Source organism: Nonomuraea sp. NPDC023979 (assembly GCF_040639085.1).
GTDB classification, from domain to species: Bacteria; Actinomycetota; Actinomycetes; order Streptosporangiales; family Streptosporangiaceae; genus Nonomuraea; species Nonomuraea ceibae.
Genome location: NZ_JBEZZG010000001.1, coordinates 555,463 through 578,094, shown reverse-complemented (window position 1 = coordinate 578,094; position 22,632 = coordinate 555,463). Strand labels below are relative to the sequence as shown.

General features: G+C 72.8%; 22 protein-coding genes. 14 read left to right on the top strand and 8 right to left on the bottom strand.

Annotated features, from left to right (window positions below; translation table 11 throughout):
- Window positions 1-21 precede the first annotated feature (21 nt).
- The 3 genes from AB0G11_RS02795 (at window position 22) to AB0G11_RS02785 (ending at window position 2,531) form a co-directional block, all read left to right on the top strand.
- The gene (locus AB0G11_RS02795) at window positions 22-381 is read left to right on the top strand and encodes a metalloregulator ArsR/SmtB family transcription factor (RefSeq protein WP_357583527.1); all 360 of its coding nucleotides are present in this window, start codon (window positions 22-24) and stop codon (window positions 379-381) included.
- Window positions 378-995 (top strand): cation transporter, encoded by a 618-nt coding sequence (locus AB0G11_RS02790; protein WP_357583525.1) that lies wholly within the window; start codon window positions 378-380, stop codon window positions 993-995. Before AB0G11_RS02795 ends, AB0G11_RS02790 begins: the two co-directional genes overlap by 4 nt.
- Window positions 996-1,088: 93 nt before the next feature.
- Window positions 1,089-2,531, top strand: a complete 1,443-nt coding sequence (locus AB0G11_RS02785) for a multicopper oxidase family protein (protein ID WP_357583523.1) — start codon at window positions 1,089-1,091, stop codon at window positions 2,529-2,531.
- Window positions 2,532-2,556: 25 nt separating this feature from the next.
- Here AB0G11_RS02785 and AB0G11_RS02780 read toward each other — a convergent pair whose 3' ends face one another.
- Window positions 2,557-3,195: a response regulator transcription factor gene (locus AB0G11_RS02780; RefSeq protein ID WP_357583521.1), complete on the bottom strand. Its 639-nt coding sequence runs from the start codon at window positions 3,193-3,195 to the stop codon at window positions 2,557-2,559.
- Window positions 3,192-4,250, bottom strand: a complete 1,059-nt coding sequence (locus AB0G11_RS02775) for a histidine kinase (protein ID WP_219515174.1) — start codon at window positions 4,248-4,250, stop codon at window positions 3,192-3,194. Before AB0G11_RS02775 ends, AB0G11_RS02780 begins: the two co-directional genes overlap by 4 nt.
- 114 nt (window positions 4,251-4,364) lie before the next feature.
- On the opposite strand from AB0G11_RS02775, the gene AB0G11_RS02770 reads away from it, so the two are divergent.
- Window positions 4,365-5,732, top strand: coding sequence for an alpha/beta hydrolase (locus tag AB0G11_RS02770; protein ID WP_357583519.1), 1,368 nt, complete (start codon window positions 4,365-4,367; stop codon window positions 5,730-5,732).
- Window positions 5,729-6,373, top strand: coding sequence for a hypothetical protein (locus AB0G11_RS02765; RefSeq protein ID WP_357583517.1), 645 nt, complete (start codon window positions 5,729-5,731; stop codon window positions 6,371-6,373). Before AB0G11_RS02770 ends, AB0G11_RS02765 begins: the two co-directional genes overlap by 4 nt.
- Here AB0G11_RS02765 and AB0G11_RS02760 read toward each other — a convergent pair whose 3' ends face one another.
- Entirely contained in the window at window positions 6,374-6,955 is a 582-nt protein-coding gene (locus AB0G11_RS02760) for a TetR/AcrR family transcriptional regulator (protein WP_219515183.1), read from the bottom strand.
- An 80-nt stretch (window positions 6,956-7,035) separates the two neighbouring features.
- On the opposite strand from AB0G11_RS02760, the gene AB0G11_RS02755 reads away from it, so the two are divergent.
- From AB0G11_RS02755 to rph, 3 genes are all read left to right on the top strand, one after another.
- Window positions 7,036-8,001: an LLM class oxidoreductase gene (locus AB0G11_RS02755; RefSeq protein ID WP_357583515.1), complete on the top strand. Its 966-nt coding sequence runs from the start codon at window positions 7,036-7,038 to the stop codon at window positions 7,999-8,001.
- Entirely contained in the window at window positions 7,998-8,486 is a 489-nt protein-coding gene (locus AB0G11_RS02750; protein ID WP_219515200.1) for a flavin reductase family protein, read from the top strand. Before AB0G11_RS02755 ends, AB0G11_RS02750 begins: the two co-directional genes overlap by 4 nt.
- 93 nt (window positions 8,487-8,579) lie before the next feature.
- Window positions 8,580-11,183, top strand: coding sequence for a rifamycin-inactivating phosphotransferase (gene rph, locus AB0G11_RS02745; RefSeq protein ID WP_308126133.1), 2,604 nt, complete (start codon window positions 8,580-8,582; stop codon window positions 11,181-11,183).
- Between the two features lie 84 nt (window positions 11,184-11,267).
- On the opposite strand, the gene AB0G11_RS02740 is transcribed toward rph, so the two are convergent.
- The 3 genes from AB0G11_RS02740 to AB0G11_RS02730 are packed head-to-tail and all read right to left on the bottom strand — an operon-like array spanning window position 11,268 to window position 14,474.
- A complete protein-coding gene (locus AB0G11_RS02740; RefSeq protein WP_219515273.1) occupies window positions 11,268-12,227 on the bottom strand; it encodes an MBL fold metallo-hydrolase in 960 nt (319 codons plus the stop codon).
- Window positions 12,228-12,249: 22 nt separating this feature from the next.
- Window positions 12,250-13,335, bottom strand: a complete 1,086-nt coding sequence (locus AB0G11_RS02735; RefSeq protein WP_357583513.1) for a mandelate racemase/muconate lactonizing enzyme family protein — start codon at window positions 13,333-13,335, stop codon at window positions 12,250-12,252.
- A complete protein-coding gene (locus AB0G11_RS02730; protein ID WP_357583511.1) occupies window positions 13,332-14,474 on the bottom strand; it encodes an alpha/beta hydrolase in 1,143 nt (380 codons plus the stop codon). The genes AB0G11_RS02735 and AB0G11_RS02730 overlap by 4 nt, the downstream gene beginning before the upstream one ends.
- A 175-nt stretch (window positions 14,475-14,649) precedes the next feature.
- Here AB0G11_RS02730 and AB0G11_RS02725 point away from each other — a divergent pair, with 175 nt between their 5' ends.
- From AB0G11_RS02725 to AB0G11_RS02700, 6 genes are all read left to right on the top strand, one after another.
- A complete protein-coding gene (locus AB0G11_RS02725) occupies window positions 14,650-15,306 on the top strand; it encodes a peroxiredoxin-like family protein (protein WP_219515221.1) in 657 nt (218 codons plus the stop codon).
- A 232-nt stretch (window positions 15,307-15,538) separates the two neighbouring features.
- Window positions 15,539-16,801 (top strand): ABC transporter substrate-binding protein, encoded by a 1,263-nt coding sequence (locus AB0G11_RS02720; protein ID WP_219515224.1) that lies wholly within the window; start codon window positions 15,539-15,541, stop codon window positions 16,799-16,801.
- The gene (locus tag AB0G11_RS02715; RefSeq protein WP_219515226.1) at window positions 16,798-17,598 is read left to right on the top strand and encodes an ABC transporter ATP-binding protein; all 801 of its coding nucleotides are present in this window, start codon (window positions 16,798-16,800) and stop codon (window positions 17,596-17,598) included. Before AB0G11_RS02720 ends, AB0G11_RS02715 begins: the two co-directional genes overlap by 4 nt.
- Window positions 17,595-18,425 carry an ABC transporter ATP-binding protein gene (locus AB0G11_RS02710; protein WP_357583510.1) on the top strand — a complete coding sequence of 277 codons (831 nt, stop codon included), beginning with the start codon at window positions 17,595-17,597 and terminating at the stop codon, window positions 18,423-18,425. The genes AB0G11_RS02715 and AB0G11_RS02710 overlap by 4 nt, the downstream gene beginning before the upstream one ends.
- Window positions 18,426-18,436: 11 nt before the next feature.
- On the top strand, window positions 18,437-19,336 hold the full coding sequence (locus AB0G11_RS02705; RefSeq protein ID WP_219515232.1) for a branched-chain amino acid ABC transporter permease: 900 nt from the start codon (window positions 18,437-18,439) through the stop codon (window positions 19,334-19,336).
- Window positions 19,329-20,429, top strand: coding sequence for a branched-chain amino acid ABC transporter permease (locus AB0G11_RS02700; protein ID WP_357583508.1), 1,101 nt, complete (start codon window positions 19,329-19,331; stop codon window positions 20,427-20,429). The genes AB0G11_RS02705 and AB0G11_RS02700 overlap by 8 nt, the downstream gene beginning before the upstream one ends.
- A gap of 50 nt (window positions 20,430-20,479) precedes the next feature.
- Here AB0G11_RS02700 and AB0G11_RS02695 read toward each other — a convergent pair whose 3' ends face one another.
- Together AB0G11_RS02695 and AB0G11_RS02690 are read right to left on the bottom strand one after the other, a co-directional pair.
- Window positions 20,480-21,661 carry a homogentisate 1,2-dioxygenase gene (locus AB0G11_RS02695; protein ID WP_357583506.1) on the bottom strand — a complete coding sequence of 394 codons (1,182 nt, stop codon included), beginning with the start codon at window positions 21,659-21,661 and terminating at the stop codon, window positions 20,480-20,482.
- 195 nt (window positions 21,662-21,856) lie between these two features.
- Window positions 21,857-22,552: a helix-turn-helix domain-containing protein gene (locus tag AB0G11_RS02690; protein ID WP_219510363.1), complete on the bottom strand. Its 696-nt coding sequence runs from the start codon at window positions 22,550-22,552 to the stop codon at window positions 21,857-21,859.
- Window positions 22,553-22,632 lie beyond the last annotated feature (80 nt).

Below are 22,632 nucleotides of genomic sequence, written 5' to 3'. Positions count from 1 at the left end.
CCATTGGGATATCATCGCCGTATGGCGATTGATAGTGAGGCCGGGCGCTGCGTGAGCGCGGACATCGCCGCGGGCGTCTCCCCGGCGGCGGCACTGTTCCACTCCCTGTCGGACGAGAACCGGCTGCGCATCGTGGCCCGCCTCGCGCGCGGCGAGGCGCGGGTGGTCGACCTGGTGGGCGAGCTGGGCCTGGCCCAGTCCACGGTCTCCAAGCACCTGGCCTGCCTGCGCGACTGCGACCTGGTCGACTACCGGGCCGAAGGGCGCCAGTCCTTCTACTCCCTCACCCGGCCCGAGCTGATGGACCTGCTCGCCTCGGCCGAGCACCTGCTGGCCGCCACCGGCCACGCCGTGGCCCTGCGCCCCGCCCAGGCGTCATGACCACGCTGAACCCGCCCGCCCCGGACCGGCGGGCGGTCCTGCGGCGCCGCGTCCGGCTCCTGGTCGCGGCCACCATCGCGTACAACGTCGTCGAGGCGGCGGTGGCCATCACCGCCGGCGCGGCCGCCTCCTCGGCCGCCCTGATCGGCTTCGGCCTGGACTCGGTCGTGGAGGTCGCCTCGGCTGCCGCCGTGGCGTGGCAGTTCACCGCCGCCGACCACGAGAAGCGGGAGCGGACGGCGCTGCGGGTCATCGCGATCTCGTTCTTCGCGCTGGCCGCCTACGTCGGCTTCGACGCCGTACGCGCCCTGCTGGGCGCCGGTGAGGCCGAGCACTCCACTCCCGGCCTGATCATCGCCGCGCTGTCGCTGGTCGTCATGCCGTTCCTGTCGTACGCGCAGCGGCGCGCCGGCCGCGAGCTCGGCTCCGCCTCCGCGGTGGCCGACTCGAAGCAGACCCTGCTGTGCACCTATCTGTCCGGCGTGCTGCTGGCCGGGCTGGCGCTCAACAGCCTGTTCGGCTGGTCCTGGGCGGACCCGGTCGCCGCCCTGGTCATCGCCGCCGTCGCGGTCAAGGAGGGCCGCGAGGCGTGGCGCGGCGACGCCTGCTGCTGACGCGCGGGCGATCAGAGCTGAACCGGGCGCGTCGCGCCGTGCCCTGTCGGTGACTCTCCGTTACCTTGCGTGGGGTGAAGGAGAGGAACCGCAGTGAATGATTCGCGTGGGGCCGTGTCCCGCAGGCTGTTCGTCAGCGGCGTGTTCGCCGCCCTGGGCGCCGCCCCCGTGGTCGGCCCGATGGACGGCCCCGCGGTGGCCGCCGCGGCTCCCCGGGGCAGCGTGCTGCGGGCCCGGCCCGGCACCGTCGTCCTCGACGGGCGCACCCTGTCCACCTGGATGTACGACGACCGGCTGCCCGGCCCGCTGATCCGGGCCACCGCCGGCCGGACCGTACGGGTCAGGCTCGTCAACGAGCTGCCCGCGCCGACCACCGTGCACTGGCACGGCATCCGCATCACCCCGAAGATGGACGGCGCCCCCGGCCTCTCGCAGCGGCCGACCCCGCCCGGCGGCACGTTCGACTACGTGTTCACCGTCCCGGACCCCGGCACGTACTTCTACCACTCGCACGTCGGCATGCAGAGCGACCGCGGCCTGTACGGCGCGCTCGTCGTGGCCGACCCGCGCGAGCCGCTCGGCTACGACCAGGAGTTCACGGTCGTGCTCGACGACTGGCAGGACGGCGTCAAGGGCACCCCCGAGGACGCCGAGCGGCGGATGAGCGCCACCTCGCACGACAAGGGCCTCAGCAGCCCTCTCCTCGGCGGCGTCGCGGGGCACATGCGTTACCCGTACTACCTGGTCAACGGGCACACCGCGAACGAGCCCAGGACGTTCCACAGCCGTCCTGGCGCCCGGGTCAGGTTCCGGGTGATCAACGCGGCGGCCGACACCGCCTTCCGGGTCGCGCTCGGCGGGCACCGCATGACCGTCACCCACACCGACGGGTTCCCGTGCAAGCACGTGACCGTGGACGCGTTCGTGCTGGGCATGGGCGAGCGCTACGACTTCGTCACGACGCTGGGCGAGGGGGCGTTCCCGCTGATGGCGATGGCGGAGGGCAAGAGCGGGCGGGCGTTCGCGGTGGTGCGGACCTCGCGGGGGGCCCGCAGGCCGTCGCCGGACGGCACGGTGCCGGAGCTCAACCGCCAGATGCTGAAATATCAGGACCTGGAGGCTCGGCGGGCCGACCAGCTCCCCCAGCCCTCCCGGACCGTCACGGTCACGTTCGGCCTGCGTAAACGCCCCGGCGGCGACGAGTGGACCCTCAACGGCCACGGCGTCGACGACCCGCTGCGCCTGCGCGTCGAGCGCGGCGAGACGATCAGGATCGTCATGCACAACGACACCCACATGTGGCACCCCATGCACCTGCACGGCCACACCTTCCAGGTCCGGACCACCGACCGGGGCGGTCCGAGGAAGGACACCGTCAACATCAAGCCGCGCGAACGCATGAAGATCGACGTGCATGCCGACAACCCCGGCGAGTGGATGTTCCACTGCCACAACCTCTTCCACCAGGAGCAGGGCATGATGGGCACGCTCGGCTACGGCAGGCCCCCGCGCCGCAAGCACGACATGGGGCACTGACCCTGCTCCACGGCCGCCCGCCGGGTCAGGCGGGGAACGGCGCGTCGCGGAGGAGCAGGGCGGCCTGCACGCGGTTGGCGCAGTTGAGCTTGGCGAGGATGCGGCTGACGTAGGTCTTGACGCTGGCCTCGGTCATGTGGGCGCGCCGGGCCACCTGGGCGTTGGACAGGCCCTGCGCCACCAGGGCGAGGATGTCGGCCTCGCGCGCGGTGAGCGTGGCCAGCCTGCGGGCGGCGTCGCGTCCGCGCTCGTCGTCGCCGGGCGCGGCCATGTCGAGCACCTGGCGGGCCACGGCCGGCGACAGGTACGCGTGCCCGGCGTGCGCGGCGCGGACCGCGCGGATGAGCTCGTCCGGGGTGCACGTCTTCAGCACGAACCCGGACACGCCCTGCCGTACCGCTCGCCGTACGTTGTCCTGGTCGCCGAAGGCGGTGAGGAGCACCACCCGCGTGCCGGTCAGCTCGGCGGCGGCGGCCAGGCCGTCCATGACGGGCATCGCGAGGTCGAGGAGCGCGACGTCGACGCTGTGGCTTCGGGCGGCCCGCACGGCTTCGCGGCCGTCGCGGGCGGTGGCCACCACCTCGATGTCGCCCGCCGACTCCAGGACGGTGCGGATGCCGGTGGTGATGAGGGGTTCGTCGTCGGCCACCAGGGTCCTGATCATGAGGCTGCCTCCGCGAGGACCGGCACCAGGGGGAGCATCGCGACGAGCCGGAACTCGCGCGTCCCGGGGTGGACGCGCAGCAGGCCGCCGGCCGAGGCGACGCGCTCGGTGAGCCCGCGCAGGCCGCTGCCGCCGCCGGTGGAGGCCGCGGGAGCGCGGGGCGCCGGGTTGGCCACCGAGATCAACAGGGCGTCGGGCTGCCAGTCGAGCGACACGGTGATCGGCGTGCCGGGCGCGTGCTTGACCGCGTTGGTCAGCCCTTCCTGGACGACCCGGTAGGCGGCGTGGGAGGCCCTCGGGTCGGCGAGCGGGACGGCCTCGCCGGACGTGTCGACCGTCACCGTGGCCCCGGCGGCGCGGGAGCGGGCGACGAGGTCGCCGACATCGTCCAGGCCGGGCACGTCGTGCTCGCGCAGCGCGTTGACCACCTCGTGCAGCTCTGCGGCGGCGGCTCGGGCGGTGTCGGCCAGGCCGCCCACGGCCTGCCGCTGGTCCGGCGGCAGCGGGCCGACCTGGAGCGCGGCGGCCTGCACGGAGACCAGGCTGAGCAGGTGGCCGAGCGAGTCGTGCATGTCCTGGGCGATGCGCAGCCGCTCGCGCAGGCGTTCCTGCTCGGCGATCAGGGCCCGCTCGCGGCGCATGTGCTCGCGCTGCTGGGCCACGTACCGGCCGGCGAGCAGCGGCAGCGCGGTCAGGATGACGACGCGGGCCAAGCTGATCCACGGCTCGTCGGAGCCCGGGGACCGCCGCACGGCCAGCAGCAGGACGCACACGTACGCGCTGAGGGCGCAGGCCGTCACCACCACGTCCCGGCGCGCGGAGATGCGGTGCCCGGCCTGGAAGCCGGTGCAGGCCAGCAGCGCCAGGGAAGCGCCGGTGAGCACGGCCAGCGCCAGCGCCGCGAAGAAGGCGGCGAACGGCAGCCGGTTCGCCGCCGCCACGGTGAGTGCCACGGCCACCGCGTAGGCGGCGAGCATCCAGCCCTGGGTCCCGTCCAGCCACAACAGCGCCGTGTCCGCGACCACGACGGCGGCGACGACCGCATACCTGGACATGGAATTCACCCTACTCAGGGCGTATCGGGGTGCTCATAGTCCACTTTGGTGAACAGTGTCCGCTGACCTTCGAGGGCAGACCCGGGTCGAGGGTGACTTCTAGCGTTTCGTCGCATGTTCAAGACACTTCTCGGGGTGGCCATCCTCACCGCCCCGGTCAGCGCTCCGGCGCCGCAGCCGGGGCTGTCGTGGAGCGCCTGTCCCGTCGCGGACGCGCCCGAGCTCCAGTGCGCGGACCTGCCCGTCGCCCTGTCCCCCGGCAGCGGCCGTAAGCTCGTCCTGAAGGTCGCCCGGCTGCCCGCCACCGGCGCCAGGGAGGGGTCCGTGCTGGTCAACTTCGGCGGCCCGCAGGGCTTCCAGATCGCCTCGCTCGGCTCGCGTACCCGCATCTTCGACAAGATCCGGCGGTCGATGGACGTGGTGACGTGGGACCCGCGCGGCTATCCCGGGCTCAGCGGCGCGGTGCTGAAGTGCGACTGGGGGTTCGTGCGCACCCCGGCGTTCCCCGCCGACCAGGCCGGCTTCGACCGGGTGGCCGCGGCCAACAGGAGCCGGGGCGAGGCGTGCCGTGACACCGATCCCGAGCTCTTCGACCACATGTCGGCCGCCGACGACGCCCGCGACGCCGACGCCGTCCGCCGGGCGCTCGGCGACGACAGGATGAACTTCCTGGGGCTCTCCTACGGCGGGACGATCGCCCAGTCCTACGCCCGCCTGTTCCCCGACCGCGTGCGCACGCTGTACGTCGACGGCACCCGCAACCACAGCGTCCGCGACTGGCAGCGGGAGCTCGACGCCGAGGCCCGTGAGACCGAGCGGTTCCTGGGCCGCTTCTTCGCCTGGGCCCCCGCCGGGACGGAGAAGCGCTGGCGGGCCCTGACCGCGAAGGCCGACCGGGAGCCGATCCCCGCCCCTCGGGTCGACGCCCGCTACGACGGCACGCAGCTCCGGGCGCTGGCGTTCCTCAAGCTCCGGCCCGGCCCGGCGAGCTGGGGCGACGTCGTGGCGGCGATCACGGCCGCCGAGAAGGGCGACGCGTCGGGCTTCGCGCTGTCTCCCCGTCAGCCCTACCCCGGCGCCCCCGGCGGCGGCTACAAGGAGTGCCTGGACCTGCCCCGCCCGGCGGACCAGCGCGACCTCGCGCGGACGACCAGGCGGCTGCGCGCCCTCGCCCCCAGCGCCGGCGCCTCCTTCGCCCTCGCCTGGCACCTGCCGCTCACCTGCGCCGGCTGGCCGGCCCCGGTGACGAACCCGCCCGCCCCGATGCCCCGCACGCTGCCGCCCATGCTGGGCGCGGGCACCTGGCAGGACTACGACTCCACCCGCCGGGTCGTCAGCCGGATCCCCGGCAGCCGCACGATCAGGCACGACGGCCCCGGCCACAACCTGTTCGGCGCGATGGCGAACCCGTGCGTCGTCGAGCACGTCAGCAGGTACGTCACCGAGCGCCGGCTGCCGCCCCGGGGCGCCACGTGTCCGTGACCAGGAGGCTCCGGATCGCGGGCGGCGTCATCGCGCTCCTGCTGGCCGCCGCCGTGGCGGTGACGGCGATCGCCTTCCCGTCCGTCGCGGCCACCACGTGCCCCGGCTGCTACGGCCTGGAGCGCCTGCAGCCCGGCGTGTACGCCGAGCCCGGCCTGCCGCCGGACCGGCGCAGGCACGTGGCCGAGGTCGTCGCACAGGCCGACCAGCGGGTACGCGACTTCTTCGGCGGCCGGGAGAGCGCCCCGGACATCCTCGTGTGCCTGTCCGACGACTGCTACCGCAGGATCGGCGGCGGTCGCGAGCGCGGCATCGCCGTGCTCAACCGGTCGGTGATGCTGTCGCCGCGCGGCGTCGACCCGGTGATCGCCTCGCACGAGCTGGCCCACGTGGAGCTGCACGCCCGGCTCGGCGGGGTGGAGGTGCCGCAGTGGTTCGACGAGGGGCTGGCGGTCCTGGTGAGCGGCGACCCCCGTTACCTGGCGCCGGCCGGTGACCGCTGTCTGGCCGAGCCCCGCGCGTCCCTGCCGGTCACGCTGGCCGAGTGGCTGCGCGCGGCCTCGAAGGACGCCCGTGTGTACGCCGAGGCCGCCTGTCAGGTCAGCCGGTCAGGCAGGGACGACTGGCCCGGCCTGCGCTGATCAGGCCTGGTTCACCGCCAGGCGGACGAGCTGTGACAGGTGGGTGGCGGCGCGGCGCAGCGGCAGGTCGTCCTGGCGGACGCGGCTGAGCAGCTCGGCGCCCTCCAGCGTGCTGATGACGGTGCTGGCCAGCTCGTCGGCCGTGTCGGCGGGGACGCCCGCCTTCTGGATCGCGGTGCTGACGAGCCGCTGCCAGTGCGCGAGGGCTTCGTCGGCCGCCTGCTGGATGCCGGGCACGCGGCCCACGGTCTCCAGCGCCGTGACGGCGACCGGGCAGCCGTCGACCCAGGCGGAGGTCTTCAGCGCGGACACCATCAGCCGGGCGCAGGCGGCGACGCCCTCGGCCGGGTCGGGGCTGGAGGCCAGGCCCTCGCGGAGCAGGTCGGCGTACTCGGCGGCGCCGTGGCGCACGGCCTCGACCGCGAGCTCCTGCTTGCCGCCGGGGAAGAAGTGGTACACGGAGCTGACCGAGGCGCCGGCGGCCAGGGCGATGGGCTTGACGGAGGCGCCCTCGTAGCCCTGCCGCTGCAGCAGCTCGGCGGCGGCCCGTACGATCCGGGCGCGCGTGTCCTGGGAGTCCATGACTTCAGCCTACCTGGTTGGAACGTTCGATCCAGTCAGGCTATGCTCTGGATCGAACGTTCCAACCAGAAGGGGTTGTCATGAGTGACCGCACAGGCCACGTCGGGTTCGACCGCATGTTCGCCAACGGCAGGCTGACGGTCGGGCTGTTCCTGCCGCTGTGGCCCTACACCGGCGACATGGCGGCGCTGCGCGGGCAGAGCGCGCTCGTCCAGGAGGCCGAGCGGGCCGGGTTCGCCGCCGCGTGGGTCAGGGACATCCCGCTGGCGGACGCGAGCTTCGGCGACGTCGGCCAGGTGTACGACCCCTGGTCGGCGCTGACCTGGCTGGCCGCGCACACCTCGACGATCACACTGGCCTCCGGCAGCGTGATCTTCAGCCTGCGCCACCCCATCGACCTGGCCAAGCAGGCGGCCTCGATCGACCACCTCTCCGGCGGCCGGCTGGTGCTCGGCATCGCCTCCGGTGACCGGCCCAGCGAGTTCCCGGCCTACGGCGTCGACTTCGAGAGCCGGGGCCGGCGCTTCCGGGAGGCGGTGCACGCCTTCCGCGACCTCCTGAAGCCCTCCGCCTCCGGCGTCGACCTGCTGCCCAAGCCGGTGCACGGGCACATCCCGCTGTTGGTCACGGGCTCCTCCCAGCAGGCCCCCGACTGGATCGCCGAGCACGCCGACGGCTGGCTCGTCTACCCCGGCTCCACCACGACCGCCGAGGGCCCGATCGCGCTGGGCAAGAAGGCGGCGACCTGGCGCGGCCGGATCCCCGGGGCCGCGTTCAAGCCCGTGGCCACCAACGAGTGGATCGACCTGATGGAGGACCCGCTGCACCCGCCCACCCCGCTGCGCGGCGGCTTCGTCCTGCGCACCGGGACCCAGGGCCTGCTGGAGCTGCTCGGCCGCTGGCAGGACGTCGGCATCAACCACTGCGCGCTCGGCGTCCAGCACGGCAGCCGGCCCGCCGGCGAGGTCCTCGCCCAGCTCGGCGAGGAGGTGGTGCCCCACTTCCCGGCGCTGGAGACCGCCGCGCCCCAGGCCTCCGCGTGGTGACCGAGCCGATGCGGGCCGTCATGCGGCAGTGGCCCACCGGGGTCGCCGTCGTCACCACGCGATCCGCCACCGGGCCGCACGGCGTCACGATCAACAGCCTGCTGTCCGTGTCGCTGGAGCCGCCGACGATCCTGGTGTCGCTGAGCCGCAGCAGCCGTACGCACGGCCTCATCATGCGCAACCGGAGCTTCACCGCGAACCTGCTCGCCACCGGGCAGAGCGCGCTCGCCGCCCACTTCGCCGGGGAGCGCCCGGTCGGCGAGAGCGAGTTCGCGGACGTGGACTGGTCGCCGTCCCCCTGCTCGGGCAACGCGATCCTGCCGGGCGCGCTGGCCGCGATGGACTGCGCGATCACGACGACCGTGCCGGCCGGTGACCACACGCTGTTTCTGGGAAGGGTGGAGGCGGTCCATCAGCTCGGCGCCGAGGAGCCTCTGGTCTACGCGAGACGGGCCTACCACCGGCTCGCCACTTTCAGGTTATAGCAGATCGGCGTCCCTCATGAGGCGCCGGAAAGTGCTCCATACTGCCCGTTGCGAACCGGCCCGACGAACGACGGAGCGACGGAATTGCGTTACGTGATCGGCTTCCAGCACATCGACTCGACGAAGATCGCGACAGTGGGCGGCAAGGGGGCGCACCTGGGCGAGCTCTCGCGCGTCGAGGGCGTCCGCGTGCCGGACGGGTTCTGCGTCACGACGGACGCCTTCGGGCACGCGGTGGCGCCGTCGATCGACGCGCTGCTCGACCGGCTGTCGCGGGTGGGGCCGGAGGATCACGAGGCGATCCGCACGCTGAGCGCCGAGATCCGCGGCGTCGTGGAGAGCGTCGAGCCGCCCGGCGAGCTGGTCGCGGCGGTCGGCGGGCAGCTCGCCCGGCTCGGCGAGCACGGCGCCTACGCGGTGCGGTCCAGCGCGACGGCCGAGGACCTGCCGACCGCGTCCTTCGCCGGCCAGCAGGACTCCTACCTGAACGTCGTGGGCCGGGCGGAGGTCCTCCGGCACATCCGCAGGTGCTGGGCGTCGCTGTTCACCGAGCGGGCGGTGACCTACCGGTGCCGCAACGGGTTCGACCACCGGCAGGTGCGGATGGCGGTGGTGGTGCAGCGGATGGTGTTCCCGGAGGCGTCCGGGATGCTGTTCACCGCCGACCCGGTGACCTCGAACCGGAAGGTCGCCACCGTGGAGGCCGGATGGGGACTCGGCGAGGCGCTCGTGGCCGGGCTGGTCTCCGGTGACGTCTACACGGTGCGCGACGACCGGGTGGTCTCCGCGACGGTCGCCGACAAGCCCCGGTACGTGCTCGCCACGCCGGGAGGCGGCACGCGGGACGCGCCCGTGGAGCCGGAGCTGCGCTCGCGCCCGGCGCTGACGGACGCGCAGGTCGTGCGCCTGGTGCGGCTGGGCCGGCGCGTCGAGGCGCACTTCGGCCGGCCGCAGGACATCGAGTGGTGCCTGGCCGGCGACGACTTCCACATCGTGCAGAGCCGGCCGATCACCACCCTGTTCCCCGTCCCGGTCACCGGCGACGAGGAGAACCACGTCTACGTCTCCGTCGGCCACCAACAGATGATGACCGACGCGATGAAGCCGCTGGGCCTGTCCCTGTGGCAGCTGACGACCCCGCGCCCCATGCAGGAGGCGGGCGGGCGGCTGTTCGTCGACGCGGCCCCGCTGCTGGCGACGCCCACGGGCCGCGCGGGCCTCCTGGGCACCCTCGGCAAGTCCGACCCGCTCATGCTCGACGCGCTGAAGACCGTCCTCGACCGCGGCGACTTCATCGACCCGCTGCCCGACGGCGACCTGGAGTCCCTGCCGGCCGCGCTCAGGCCGCCCGGCGACACCCCGCCGGTCGAGACCGACCCGGCCGTCGTCGCCGAGCTGATCCGGCTCAATGAGGAGTCGGTCGCCGAGCTGCGGCGCGCCATCGAGGGGCTGTCCGGGACGGAGCTGCTCGACTTCGTCACGGCCGACCTCGCGGAGCTGAAGCGCCTGCTGTTCGAGCCGCGCGGCTACGAGGTGATCATGGCAGGGATGGACGCCTCCTACTGGCTCAACGAGCACCTGGAGGAATGGCTGGGCGAGAAGAACGCGGCCGACACGCTCACCCAGTCGGTGCCCCACAACGTCACGGCGGAGATGGGGCTGGCGCTCCTCGACGTCGCCGACGTCGTCAGGCCGCACCCGGAGGTCGTGGCGTTCCTGCAGCGGGTCGCGGACCAGGGCCGGGAGGGCGACGGCTTCCTGGACGAGCTGGCCGCGCTGCCCGGCGGGCGGGAGGCGCGTGACGCCCTCCTGGGCTTCCTCGGCACGTACGGCATGCGCTGCGCGGGCGAGATCGACGTGACCAGGACCCGCTGGAGCGAGCAGCCCGCCATGCTCCTGCCCGCCCTTCTCGGCAACGTCAGGAACTTCGCGCCCGGCGCCGGGAAGCGGCACTTCGAGCAGGGCCTCCAGGAGGCGCGGCGCAAGGAGCGGGAGGTGCTGACGCGGCTGCGCGCCCTGCCGGGCGGGCAGGAGAAGGCCGAGGAGACCAAGCGGATGATCGACCGGGTCCGCACCTTCGCCGGCTACCGCGAATACCCCAAGTACGGCATGATCAGCCGCTACTTCGTCTACAAGCAGGCGCTGCTGCGGGAGGCCGACCGGCTGGTCAGGGCGGGCACGCTGGGCGCGCGGGACGACGTCTTCTTCCTCCGGTTCGAGGAGCTGCGGGAGGTCGTGCGCACCGGCGAGGCGGACGCCGGGCTGATCCGCGACAGGCGGGAGGCGTTCCGCACGTACGAGACGCTGACGCCGCCCCGGGTGCTCACCTCCGACGGCGAGGCGCTCAACGGCCGGTACCGGCGCGCGGACGCCCCGCCCGGCGCGCTGCCCGGCCTCGCGGTCTCGGCCGGGACCGTGGAGGGCCGGGCCCGGGTCGTCACCGACATGGCGCGGGCCGACCTCGAAGCGGGCGACATCCTGGTCACCGCCTACACCGACCCGAGCTGGACCCCGCTGTTCGTCACCGTGGCGGGGCTGGTGACGGAGGTGGGCGGCATCATGACGCACGGCGCGGTGATCGCCCGCGAGTACGGGCTGCCGGCCGTCGTGGGCGTGGAGCGGGCCACCCGGCTGATCCGCGACGGGCAGCGCATCCGCGTCAACGGCACCGACGGGCACGTGGAGATCCTCACCTGAGGCGGGCGGCGGTGATGCCTCCAGCCTGGCGGGAGAGGGGCGCGGGCTGGAGGCATCACCTGGTCGGGCGGCGGGCCGATCCGGTCAGCCGGTGAGGCGGTCCCAGACCTCGCGGTCGCGCTCGGGGGTCCAGATGCCGGGTCCCCGGCCGTCGAGCTCTTCCCAGGCGCGCCAGGTGTCGAAGACCATGGCGTGCTCGAACACCGGCATGCCGCCGTAGACGGGCAGCAGCGCCTCGCGGGCCGCCACGTACGCCTGCTCGACCGTGCCGCCGCCGCGCTTGACGGTGTCCACGGCGGTCATCAGCGTGCTGAGGAAGTCGCGGGTGAGCTCGATCGCGCGCTGGGAGGCGGCGCGGTCGCGGGCGATCTCGCCGCGCCCGCCGACGAGGATCTCCACGTCGAGCGCCTTGACCCGGTCGAGCGTGCTGGTCATCCAGTCCCGGTGGTAGGCGTCGCCGGTGTAGACGGCCGAGCCGTTCTCCACCAGGTCGCCGGCGAACAGGACCTTGGACTTGGGCACGTACGCGTAGATGTCGCCGGAGGTGTGGCCGTTGCCCGCCCAGGCCAGCTCGACGGTGCCGCGGTCGCCACCCAGCTCGATCGACAGGTGGTCGTCGAAGGTGAGCGTGGGCCAGGTGAGGCCGGGGATGGTCTCGTGGCCGGCGAACAGGCGGGGCATCCGGCCGAACTCGACGGCCCAGTCCTCCTTGCCGCGCTCGACGATGAGCCGCCGGGTCTCGGTGTGCGTGATGATCTCCTGCGCGTCGAAGGCGGCGGCGCCGAGGACGCGGACGGCGTGGTAGTGCGACAGGACCAGGTAGCGGACCGGCTTGTCGGTGTGCTGCCGGAGCTGGGCGAGCCAGCGCTCGGCCATGACGGGGGTGGCGCGGGCCTCGAAGCAGACCAGGAAGTCCTCGCCCTCGATGGCGCCCACGTTGGGGTCGCCTCCGGTGGTGAGGGCGTACACGCCGTCGGCGAGGACTTCGAGGATCTCGGGCTTCTCTTCGGTGTCTGCGGTGGAGGCGAAGGGCTTGGACACGATGTGCTCCTGTTCGGGTCGTTCGTCAGGCGTGCCGGAGGCGGTCGAGCGCGGCGGTGTCCCACAGCATTCCGTGACCGGGGCGGTCGGGCGGGGTGGCCACGCCGCCGCTGATCGGCAGCGTCTCGGCCAGCACCTCGTCGATCAGCGGGAAGTGCTCGACGTAGGTGCAGTTGGGGACGGCCGCCGCCAGGTTGACGTGCAGCTCCGGCAGGAAGTGGGGGGTGAGCACGGCGCCGTGGACCTCGGCGACGGCGCTGATGCGCAGCCATTCGGTGACGCCGCCGCACAGCGGCACGTCGGGCTGCAGCACGGAGGCGGCGTTCTCGCGCAGGTAGCCGGCGAAGTCGTGGCGGCCGTGCAGGTGCTCGCCGACGGCGAGGGGGACGCCCTGGCGGGCGGCGAGGTGGGCGTGCCCGGCGAGGTCGTCGGCGGGCAGCGGCTCCTCCATCCAGTAGACGCCGAGGTCGTCGAGGCGGCGGCCGAGCCACACGGCGGTGGGCAGGTCGAGCCGTTCGTTGCAGTCGACCATGATGCGCAGGCCGTCGCCGAGCGCCTCGCGGACGGCTCGTACGCGGGCCACGTCCTCCTCGGCGCGGCGGGCGCCGACGCGCAGCTTGACCGCGTCGTAGCCTTCGGCGACGTACTGGCGGGAGCCCTCGACGAGCTCGTCCACCGACATGGCGTGGGTGGATCGGCCGCTGCCGTAGACCGGGACGGTGTCGGTGTGCGCGCCGATGAACCGGTAGAGCGGCAGGCCGGCGCGGCGGGCGCGCAGGTCCCACACGGCGATGTCGGGGGCCGACAGCGCGGGCAGCGCGATGCCCTTGCCGAGCCGGCGGGTGGCGGCGGCGATCTCGTGCCAGCGGCGCGGCCAGGAGTCGAGCGGGGTGCCTTCGGCCTTCTCCTTGACCAGGCCGGTGAGCAGCGCGTACAGGGCTTCGGCGCCGCCGGTGAGCGCGTAGGTGAAGCCGGTGCCGGTGGCGCCCTCGTCGTCGGTGAGGGTGACGTGCAGCAGGTCGACCTGGGTGGCGCCGGAGCCGCCGCGTCCCGCGCCGAGCGGGATGCGGATCCAGGCCGTGCTCAGGTCGGCGATCGTCGGACGGTTCACAGGACCTTTCCCATCCAGCCGATGAGGGCGTCGGCCATGACGGCGGTGAGCTCGGGCTGGCCGTTGAGGTAGTGACGGCCGCCCTGGACGGCGGTGAGCGCCTTGGTGTCGTGCGGCACCGCCTCGTAGAGCTGGCGGGCGTGGGAGGGGAAGCACGCCTGGTCGGCGGTGCCGTAGATGACGTGCACCGGGACGTCGACGCCGGCCAGCCGGGCGGGGCCGTCGCCGTGGGAGGTGCGGATCGACCACTGCGACAGCCACGAGCGCAGGCTCGTCAGGTGGCCGAGCGTGGTGGGCCGCAGGTTGGCCTCGTACGGCTCGCCCCACAGGGTGCCGGGGGCGCGGTCGGACGGGTCGATCGACAGGTCGACGTTGCGCGGGTCGGCGCAGGTGGCGTGGATCCTGATGGGCAGGTCGGTGACGCGGCCGCCGCTGCGCTCGTCGAGCTCGGCGAGCCGGGCGATCACCGCGTCGGTGATCCGCTCGTTGCGCTCCCGCTGGGCGGCGCGGTAGCGGGCCAGCCATTCCTCCCCGTACGGGGGGCCGTTGCGGGCGGCGAACATGTCGAGCTCGGGGTCGCGATCGAAGGGGTCGTCCTCGTCGCGCACGGCGGGGTCGAGCCATTCGACGAGCAGGTTGGCCCGGCCGGGGTGGGCCATGAGCATGACCAGCGCGTCGGCCGGCGGCAGGTGGGCCCCGGTGAGGTCGGGGCCGCCGCCGTACGGCGAGGAGGTGATGGTGGGGTTGCGGGCCTGCTCCTGGTAGAGGGCGACGAGGCCGCCGCCGCCCGAGTTGCCGACGAGCACGACCTTCTCGTATCCCTCGGCGCGCAGGTGGCCGACGACGGAGGCGATGTCGAGCACGCAGTTCTCCAGCAGGAGGACCGAGTCGTTACCCAGGTAGCGGGTGGTCATGGCCACGGCGTCGACGCCGCGTTCGGCCCAGGCGTCGAGGGCGTAGTGCCCGAGGAAGTTGGAGGAGGGGTGGACCACCACCACGGCGGTGTCGGCGCGCTGTCCGGGGCGGGCGCGCACCCGGGAGCACCACAGCACTCCGGCCATCCGGGCCACGCCGGAGTAGACCTCCGAGGCGCCGGCCGCCGTCCCGATGGGGACGGTGAGCAACTCCCGCTCAGCCATGTCCTTACCACCTCACGCATGTTCGATTAACGGTTGCGCTCACCATATATCGGTATCACTCACCCTAACAGCACCCCCCACGTCTTGACAGCGACACGTTCCGCTTCCCAGGATGCGCCTAACGCGCAAATTGCGAACACAACAACCGAATAACGGTTATGGAGGTGGGTGTCCGGTGCAATCGCTCAACGAGATCCTGGCGGCCAAGGCGGCGTCGGTGCAGCGGCCCGAGGAGGCCAAGCAGGCCATCAACGACGCGTTCGCCGAGATCGAGGCCGCCGGTCTCGTGCCAGGGCTGGAGATCGGGGAGAAGGCGCCCGACTTCGCCCTGCCCGGTGCGACCGGCGCCACGGTACGGCTGTCCGAGCGGCTCGCCGAGGGGCCGGTCGTGCTGATCTTCTACCGGGGCTCCTGGTGCCCGTACTGCAACCTCGAACTGGCCGCGTACCAGGCGGCCCTGCCCGAGTTCCGCGAGGCGGGGGCCCGGCTGGTGGCGATCAGCGCGCAGTTGCCCGACGACGCGCTGTCGATGCAGGAGAAGCACGAGCTGGCCTACGACGTGCTCTCCGACGCCGAGCAGGAGGTGATGACCGCCTACCGGGTGCGGTTCGAGCTGCCCGACAAGATCAAGCCGCACCTGCTGGACGTCACGGCGGCCGCGCTGGCCCGCCAGCAGCCCGACGGCCGCTGGAGCCTGCCGGTGCCCGCGACGTTCGTGCTGGACTCCGCCGGGATCGTGCGGGCCAGGCACGTGACGATGAACTACCGCACCCGCATGGAGCCCGCCGACGCCCTGCGTGCCGTCCGCGAGATCCAGGCGGCCGGCGCCTGACCTGCTCTCCCCCGGGGCGGTGAAGCGGCCGTTTCGCCGCCCCACATCATTCCTGTTGCCGTTTGGCCACCCTCTTGACACGCCAGATCGGGCCACAGCACGATAGTCGAACGGTATAACCGAATATCGGTTGCATGCCGCTCTCTCCCCACCGACCACCGAGTGATCTCTACTGCCCGCGGCCACGCGTTTCCCGACGAACGCGAACCCGTATCGGCACGAAAGGGGACGCATGCCATCCCGCAAGCTCCGCATGGCCGCCGCGCTCGGCGCGGCGACCCTCGCGATCACCACCATGTCCGCCTGTTCCACCAAGGCGGAGACCAGCGCCGGCAGCTCCGGGGGCATGCCCGTGGGGCCCGGCGTGGACGGCTCCGCGATCAACCTGGGCCTGCTCACCGACATCACCGGGCCGTTCGCCGCCATCGACAAGCAGCAGAACCTCGGCGTCAAGCTCTACTGGGACGCCAAGAACGCCGCGGGCGGCGTCTGCGACGGCCGCAAGGTCAACCTGATGACCCGCGACCACGGCTACGACCCGCAGAAGGCGGTGTCCCTCTACTCCGACCTGTCCCAGCAGGTCCTCGCCCTGCAGATCACGGTCGGCTCGCCCACCACGCTCGCCGTGCTGCCCAAGCTGGAGCAGGACGGGGTGCTCGCCGTGTCGATGGGCTGGTCGCCCAGCGTCAAGGACAGCTCGTCGATCATCATCCCCGGCACCACCTACGACATCGAGATGGTCAACGCCGTCGACTACCTGATCGAGCAGAAGAAGCTGGCCGAAGGCGACAAGATCGGCTACATCTACCTCAAGGGCGACTACGGCGAGCCCGGCCTGGCGGGGGCCACCTTCGCCGCCGAGGCCAACGGCATGACCGTGGTCGGCCAGCAGATCGACCCGACCGTCAGCGACCTGTCCGGCCAGGTCAAGCAGATGGCCGCGGCGGGCGTCAAGGCGCTGTTCCTGAGCGCGTCCGGCCGGCAGGTCTCCTCCGCGGTGGCCGTGGCCGACGTGGAGGGCCTGGACGTGCCGATCGTCGCCGCCTCCCCCGGCTTCTCCCCCGAGTCTCTGACCACCGGCGCGGGATCGGCCATGGAGAAGAACATGCTCGTCGTCAGCTCCGCCGCGCCGTTCGCCGGCGAGGGCCCCGGCCCCGAGCAGGTCAGGAAGCTGTACGCGGAGTCCGGCGACAAGTCGATCACGCCCAGCCTGTGGGTGACCCTCGGGTACGCGGCGGCCAGCGTGATGGACCAGGCCATCACCCAGGCGTGCGACAACAAGGACCTGAGCCGTGAGGGCCTGGCCACCGCGTTCCGGCAGAAGGGCGCCTACGACACCCAGCAGACCACCGTGCCGCTGGACTTCTCCAAGAAGGGCGTCTCCCCGTCCACCCAGACCTTCATCATGAAGCCGTCCAAGGACGCGGAAGGCGGCCTCGAGCTGGTCCAGGCCGGCTACACCGGCCCCGACACCGCGAAGTTCCAGGCCCGATGACCGAACGGGAAAGCGACCCGCTGCTCTCCGTGCGCAACCTCGGGGTGCGCTACGGGGACGCGGTGACCGCCCTGCGGGACGTCAGCGTCGACGTCCCGCAGGGCGGCATCGTGGCCGTCCTCGGCAGCAACGGCGCGGGCAAGTCCACGCTGCTGCGCGCGATCTCCGGCGTGCTGACCGGCCAGGCCGGGCGGATGACCGGCGGCGAGATCAGGTTCGCCGGCGCCCGCATCGACGGCCTGGGCGCCGAGCGCCGGGTCAAGTCCGGCATCGTGCAGGTGCCCGAGGGCCGCCGCGTCTTCGCCCACCTGACCGTCGAGGAGAACCTGCGCGCGGGCCGCTACGGCAACGCGAAGGGCAAGCGCCCCGGCGACCTGGAGCGGGTCTACGAGCTGTTCCCGGTGCTCGGCGAGCGCCGGAAGCAGACCGCCGGCCTGCTGTCGGGCGGCGAGCAGCAGATGCTGGCCATCGGCCGGGCGCTCATGGCCGAGCCCCGGCTGCTGCTGCTCGACGAGCCGTCACTGGGCCTCGCCCCGAAGATCATCGACCGGATCGTGGACCTGCTGCGCGAGATCCACCGGCAGGGCACCGCCATGCTCGTCGTCGAGCAGAACGCGGCGGTCGCCCTGGAGCTGGCCGGCCACGCGTACGTGCTGGCCGTGGGCGAGGTGGCGATCGAGGGCCCGGCCGAGCGCCTGCGCGGCGACGACCGCGTACGCCGCCTCTATCTCGGCGGCGAGCCCGACGAGGAGAGCGCCGCCACGCTGCCCGGCGACGCGCGGGGAGGGACGCCATGACGGCACACGGCACCACGGCCCCCGGGGCCCGGCTGGAAGTCAGCGACGTCACCGTCCGGTTCGCCGGGGTGACGGCGCTCGACAGCGTCACCTTCACCGCCGAGCCCGGCACCATCCACGCGGTGATCGGCCCCAACGGCGCGGGCAAGTCGTCCCTGTTCAACGTGCTGTCCGGGATCTACAAGCCGGCCGGCGGCAGCGTCCGCGTGGACGGCGCCGAGCTCATCGGGCTCGCGCCGCACCGGGTCACGGGCCTCGGCGTCGGCCGGGCGTTCCAGAACGCGTCCATGTTCGCCGGGCTGACCGTCGAGGAGAACCTGCTGCTCGGGCGGCACCGGCTGGGCAGGGGCGGGGTGTTCGGCGCCGGGCTGCGGCTGCCGCACGTGCGCCGCTCCGAGCGGGAGGCCAGGGCCAAGGTCCGCCAGGTCGCCGAGTTCCTCGGCGTGGACCACCTGCTGCCGCTGCCCGCCGCCGAGCTGCCCTACGGCGAGGCCAAGCGGGTCGACCTCGCCCGCGCCCTGGCCACCGAGCCGAGGCTGCTGCTGCTCGACGAGCCCGCGGCCGGCATGCACACGCACGAGAAGCTCGCCGTCCGCGACACCATCCGCAGGATCGCCACCGAGCAGCGGATCACGGTCCTGCTGGTCGAGCACGACATGGGGCTGGTGATGGGCATCTCGGAACAGGTCACGGTGCTCGACTTCGGCCAGGTCGTGCTCACCGGGCCGCCTGACCAGGTGATCGCGGACGACGCGGTGATCGCCGCCTACCTGGGCAGGGCCGGCGCCGCAGAAAAGGAACGTTCCGAGTCCGAGCCGCCATCCTAGGAGCCGGTTTCATGGCACAACTTCTCTCGATGCTGGTGGAGGGCGCGTCGCTCGGTGCCGTCTACGCGCTCGTCGCCCTGGGCATCGTCGTCATCTACAAGTCGTCCAGCGTGGTCAACTTCGCGCAGCCGAGCCTGCTGATGTTCGGCACGTACGTGGTGGCCAGCGCGACCAGCCTGCACGGGCTGTCGTTCTGGGTGGCGCTCCCGCTGGGCGTGGCCGCCGCCGCGATCCTGGCCGTGCTGATCGACCGCCTGCTGGTCAGCAGGTTCCGCAAGACGAACGCCGTGGTCGCGGCGAGCATCATGACCATCGGGCTGGACGTGGTGCTGCTGACCGAGACCGACCGGCGGATCGGCTCGCAGATCCTCACCACGGACGACCCGTGGGGCAACGACGTGGTGCGCTTCCTGGGCATCGGCGTCGCGGAGGCGCGGATCGCCGCGCTGGTCGTCGGCGCGCTGCTGCTGGTGCTCTTCCAGCTCTGGCTGCACCGCAGCGACTTCGGCGTGGCCATGCGGGCCACGGCCGAGGACCCGGAGACGGCGTCGCTGATGGGCATCCGGCTCGGCCGGGTGTCGGCGACGGCGTGGGCGGTGGCCGGCGCCCTGGCCGTGTGCGCCGGCCTGTTCATCGTCGCCTACCCGAGTCCGGGCCTGGACACGTCGGTCGAGGCGGTGGCGCTGCGCGCGCTGCCGGCGGCGATCATCGGCGGGCTCGACTCGACGACCGGCGCCATCGCCGGCGGGCTGATGGTGGGGCTGAGCGAGGTCCTGGTCCGCGGCTACGGCGAGCACCTGGCGTTCCTCGGGCAGGGCTTCGAGGAGGCCGCGCCGTACGTGCTGATGCTGGTGGTGCTGCTGGTCAGGCCCGCCGGGCTGTTCGGGATACGGGAGGCCGTCCGTGTTTGACAAGATCTCCGGGCGGATCCGGTGGCGGGCGCCGGTGGCGGTGGTGGCGGGCGTGGTCCTGCTGGCCATCCCCCTGTACGCCGACCGGTTCTGGCTCAACCTGGGCTCGTTCGCCTTCGCCGCGGCCATCGGCGCGGTGGGGCTGATGATCCTGGTCGGCCGGGTCGGGCAGCTCTCCCTGGCGCACTCGTTCTTCCTGGCCGTGGGCGCCTACGGCTACATCTGGCTCAGCTCGCCGGGCACGGAGGACTCCTGGGGGCTCGGGCTGCCCAGCCTGCTCGCCGCGGTGATCGCGGTGACGATGGCGGGGCTGGCGGGGCTGGCGTTCAGCCCGCTGGCGGGCCGGTTGAAGGGCATCTACCTGGGCGTGGCGTCGCTGGCGCTGGTGTTCATCGGCCAGCACGTGCTGTTCGCGGCCGAGCCGCTCACCGGCGGCTACAACGGGCGCAACGTGCCGGAGCTGACGATCGGCTCGTTCCAGGTGCTGGGCGTCGAGCCGGAGCTGCCGCTGTTCGGGGTGCCGCTGCGCCAGGCCGAGCGCGGCTGGTACGTGACGCTGCTCGTGCTGGTGCTGACCACGGTGTTCGCGGTGCTGGTGCTGCGCAGCCGGGTCGGCCGGGCCTTCGCCGCGATCCGCGACGGCGAGGTGCACGCGGCGGCGCTGGGCGTGCCGGTGGCGCGCTACCGGTCGGTCGCCTTCACGCTGTCGAGCGTGTACGCGGGCCTGGCCGGCGTGCTGCTGGCCCTGCTTTTCCAGCGGGTGGTGCCCGAGTACTGGGACCTGTTCCTGTCGCTGGAGTACCTGGCGATGGTGGTGATCGGCGGGCAGGCGTCGGTGGCCGGGGCGATCGCGGGCGCGGCGTTCGTGTCGTCGCTGCCGCTGCTCCTGCAGCGCTACAGCGACGCCGTGCCGGGCATGGGCGGCGCGGTGTCCGACTTCGGGCCCGCCTACGTGGCGCAGATCCTCTACGGCGGGCTGATCGTGGTCATCCTGTTCTACGAGCCGAAGGGGCTGGCGGCGCTGGCCACACGGGCGCGGAAGGCGCTGACGCCGCGCCGTGCCGTCCCGGCCGAGCACACACCGGCCTCCTGACGGCGAAGGGCCCTGCGACCGTGAGTCGCAGGGCCCTTCGCCGTGGTGGTTCACCCGCCGACGTCGATACCGGCGCCGCGCGCCCACGACCAGGCGTAGCCGGCGTCCTCCGCCTCGCTGAGGTCGGGCCCGAGGTCGAGCGGCCGGAACGTGTCCACCATGACCGCGTACTCCTCGGTCCTGGTCACCGTCAGGCTCTTCTCCGCGCTGCCCGGCTGCGGGCCGTGGATGTAGCCCGCCGGGTGCAGGGAGACCGAGCCCATGCCGATGCCCGTGCCGGCCCGGCTCATGAAGTCGCCGCCGCAGTAGAACAGCACCTCGTCGGAGTCGACGTTGGCGTGGTTGTAGGGGACCTTCACCGCGTCCGGGTGGTAGTCGTACATGCGCGGCACGAACGAGCAGATGACGAAGCCCGGCCCCTCGAACGTGATGTAGGTGGGCGGCGGCAGGTGCAGCGCGCCCGTCGAGGGGGTGAAGTCGCGAATGGACAGCGCGTAGGGGTAGTTGTAGCCGTCCCAGCCCACCACGTCGAACGGGTGGTAGGCGTAGGTGTAGCGGGTCAGGCCACGCCGGTGCTTGACGTAGACGTCGGCGGGGCCGTCGGCGGACGTCAGCTCCTCGGGGCCGCGGATGTCGCGCTCGTTGTACGGCGAGCCGTCCAGGAACTGCCCGAACGGCGACATGAAGCGCTTGGGCGGCCTGATGTGCCCGCCGCCCGACGCCGTCACCACGAACAGTCTCAGCTCCCCGCCGAGCAGCCGCCACCGGTGGGTGGTGGAGGTGGGGATGACGACGTAGTCGCCGTCACCGACCTCCATCCGGCCGAAGGGCGACTCCAGCACGGCCGAGCCGGACTCGACGTAGACGAGCTCGTCGCCGACGGCGTTGCGGTAGAGCGGGCTGTCGGCGTCGGCGGCGACGTACGAGATCGTCACGTCGGAGTTGCCCATGAGGACCCGCCGGTCGAGGATCGGGTCGCCGCCCGGCTCGAACGCGTGGGTGCGCAGGTGCCGTGGCAGCAGCGGGTCGTTCGGCCGGAGCCCGCCGCCGGTGTCGGGCCGGCTCTCCGCCGCGGTGATGGCGGTCGGGATCCGGCGGTGGTACAGGAACGACTGGGTCCAGCTGAACCCCTCCTCGCCCTGCATCTCCTCGTGGTAGAGGACGCCGTCGCCGCCGCGGAACTGGGAGTGCCGCTTGCGCGGCACTTCGCCCAGGCGCCTGTAGTAGACCATGGCCACCCCATTCGAGATCGTGCCCCTGCATGCATGGGCGTTCTATTATCGGTTACAGGTACCGCATATCGGCGATCCTCGCGCAGGGGGTGAAGGGTTGTCAATCGTGCGGACATGCGAAAGGCCCCGGTGCCCGCTCGGGGCTCCGGGGCCTCGCACGCCCGCGCTCGGCGCGGGCGGAGGTCACGTCAGGGGTCAGGTGAGGGCGAGCGCGATGCTCCTGGCCAGCGTGATCACCTCGTCGGCCAGCGCCCGCTCGTCGTGCTGACGCTCCTTGGGGATGACGACGCCGACGCTGGCGTCGCACCAGCCGTTGACCACGATGGGCGCGGCGATGCCGGTGAAGTTGGGGACGAGCTCACCCGTCGTGACCACGTACCCCTGCTCGCGCCCCTGGGCGACCTTGTCGCGCTCGCCCGGCTCGGCCGGGCGGCCGGCCAGGATGGCGATGCCGGTGGCGGCGGTGCCCAGCGGGTGGCGCGAGCCGGTGCGCAGGCCGATGTGGAAGCTGGCCCGCTTGGGCTCGACGGAGGCCAGGGTGACGGCGCCGTCACCGTCGGCGACGTGCATGACGGCGGTGGCGTCGAGGCGCTCGGCGATCTCGGTGAGCAGCGGGCCCGCCACGACCAGGAGGTTCTGCGACACCTGGCGGGCCAGCGTGAACAGGCCCATGCCCAGCAGGTAGCGGCCCTCGCGGTTGCGCCGGACGAACCCGCGCCGCAGCAGGGTCGCCAGCAGGCGGGCGGCGATGGAACGGTGGACGCCCAGCTTGGCGGCGGCCTCGGTCGGGGAGAGCCCGTGGTCCGGGTCCGCCTCGGCGAGGATCTCCAGCAGGTGCAGCCCCCGGTCGAGCGTCTGCGCGATCTCAGCGGGTCTGGCCGGTTCGGTCACGGTCTCACTCCCAGGCGAAGGACGGGGTTACCACCCCTCGAAAATCGGGGCATGTGAGCGATTATCGCGCTTCGCGCACT

Bases quoted from the DNA above. Each gene is read 5' to 3' on its own strand.
- AB0G11_RS02795 (WP_357583527.1), top strand. From the start codon at position 22: ATGGCGATTGATAGTGAGGCCGGGCGCTGCGTGAGCGCGGACATCGCC.
- AB0G11_RS02790 (WP_357583525.1), top strand. From the start codon at position 378: ATGACCACGCTGAACCCGCCCGCCCCGGACCGGCGGGCGGTCCTGCGG.
- AB0G11_RS02780 (WP_357583521.1), bottom strand. From the start codon at position 3,195: ATGATCAGGACCCTGGTGGCCGACGACGAACCCCTCATCACCACCGGC.
- AB0G11_RS02775 (WP_219515174.1), bottom strand. From the start codon at position 4,250: ATGTCCAGGTATGCGGTCGTCGCCGCCGTCGTGGTCGCGGACACGGCG.
- AB0G11_RS02770 (WP_357583519.1), top strand. From the start codon at position 4,365: ATGTTCAAGACACTTCTCGGGGTGGCCATCCTCACCGCCCCGGTCAGC.
- AB0G11_RS02760 (WP_219515183.1), bottom strand. From the start codon at position 6,955: ATGGACTCCCAGGACACGCGCGCCCGGATCGTACGGGCCGCCGCCGAG.
- AB0G11_RS02755 (WP_357583515.1), top strand. From the start codon at position 7,036: ATGAGTGACCGCACAGGCCACGTCGGGTTCGACCGCATGTTCGCCAAC.
- AB0G11_RS02730 (WP_357583511.1), bottom strand. From the start codon at position 14,474: ATGGCTGAGCGGGAGTTGCTCACCGTCCCCATCGGGACGGCGGCCGGC.
- AB0G11_RS02720 (WP_219515224.1), top strand. From the start codon at position 15,539: ATGCCATCCCGCAAGCTCCGCATGGCCGCCGCGCTCGGCGCGGCGACC.
- AB0G11_RS02715 (WP_219515226.1), top strand. From the start codon at position 16,798: ATGACCGAACGGGAAAGCGACCCGCTGCTCTCCGTGCGCAACCTCGGG.
- AB0G11_RS02710 (WP_357583510.1), top strand. From the start codon at position 17,595: ATGACGGCACACGGCACCACGGCCCCCGGGGCCCGGCTGGAAGTCAGC.
- AB0G11_RS02705 (WP_219515232.1), top strand. From the start codon at position 18,437: ATGGCACAACTTCTCTCGATGCTGGTGGAGGGCGCGTCGCTCGGTGCC.
- AB0G11_RS02695 (WP_357583506.1), bottom strand. From the start codon at position 21,661: ATGGTCTACTACAGGCGCCTGGGCGAAGTGCCGCGCAAGCGGCACTCC.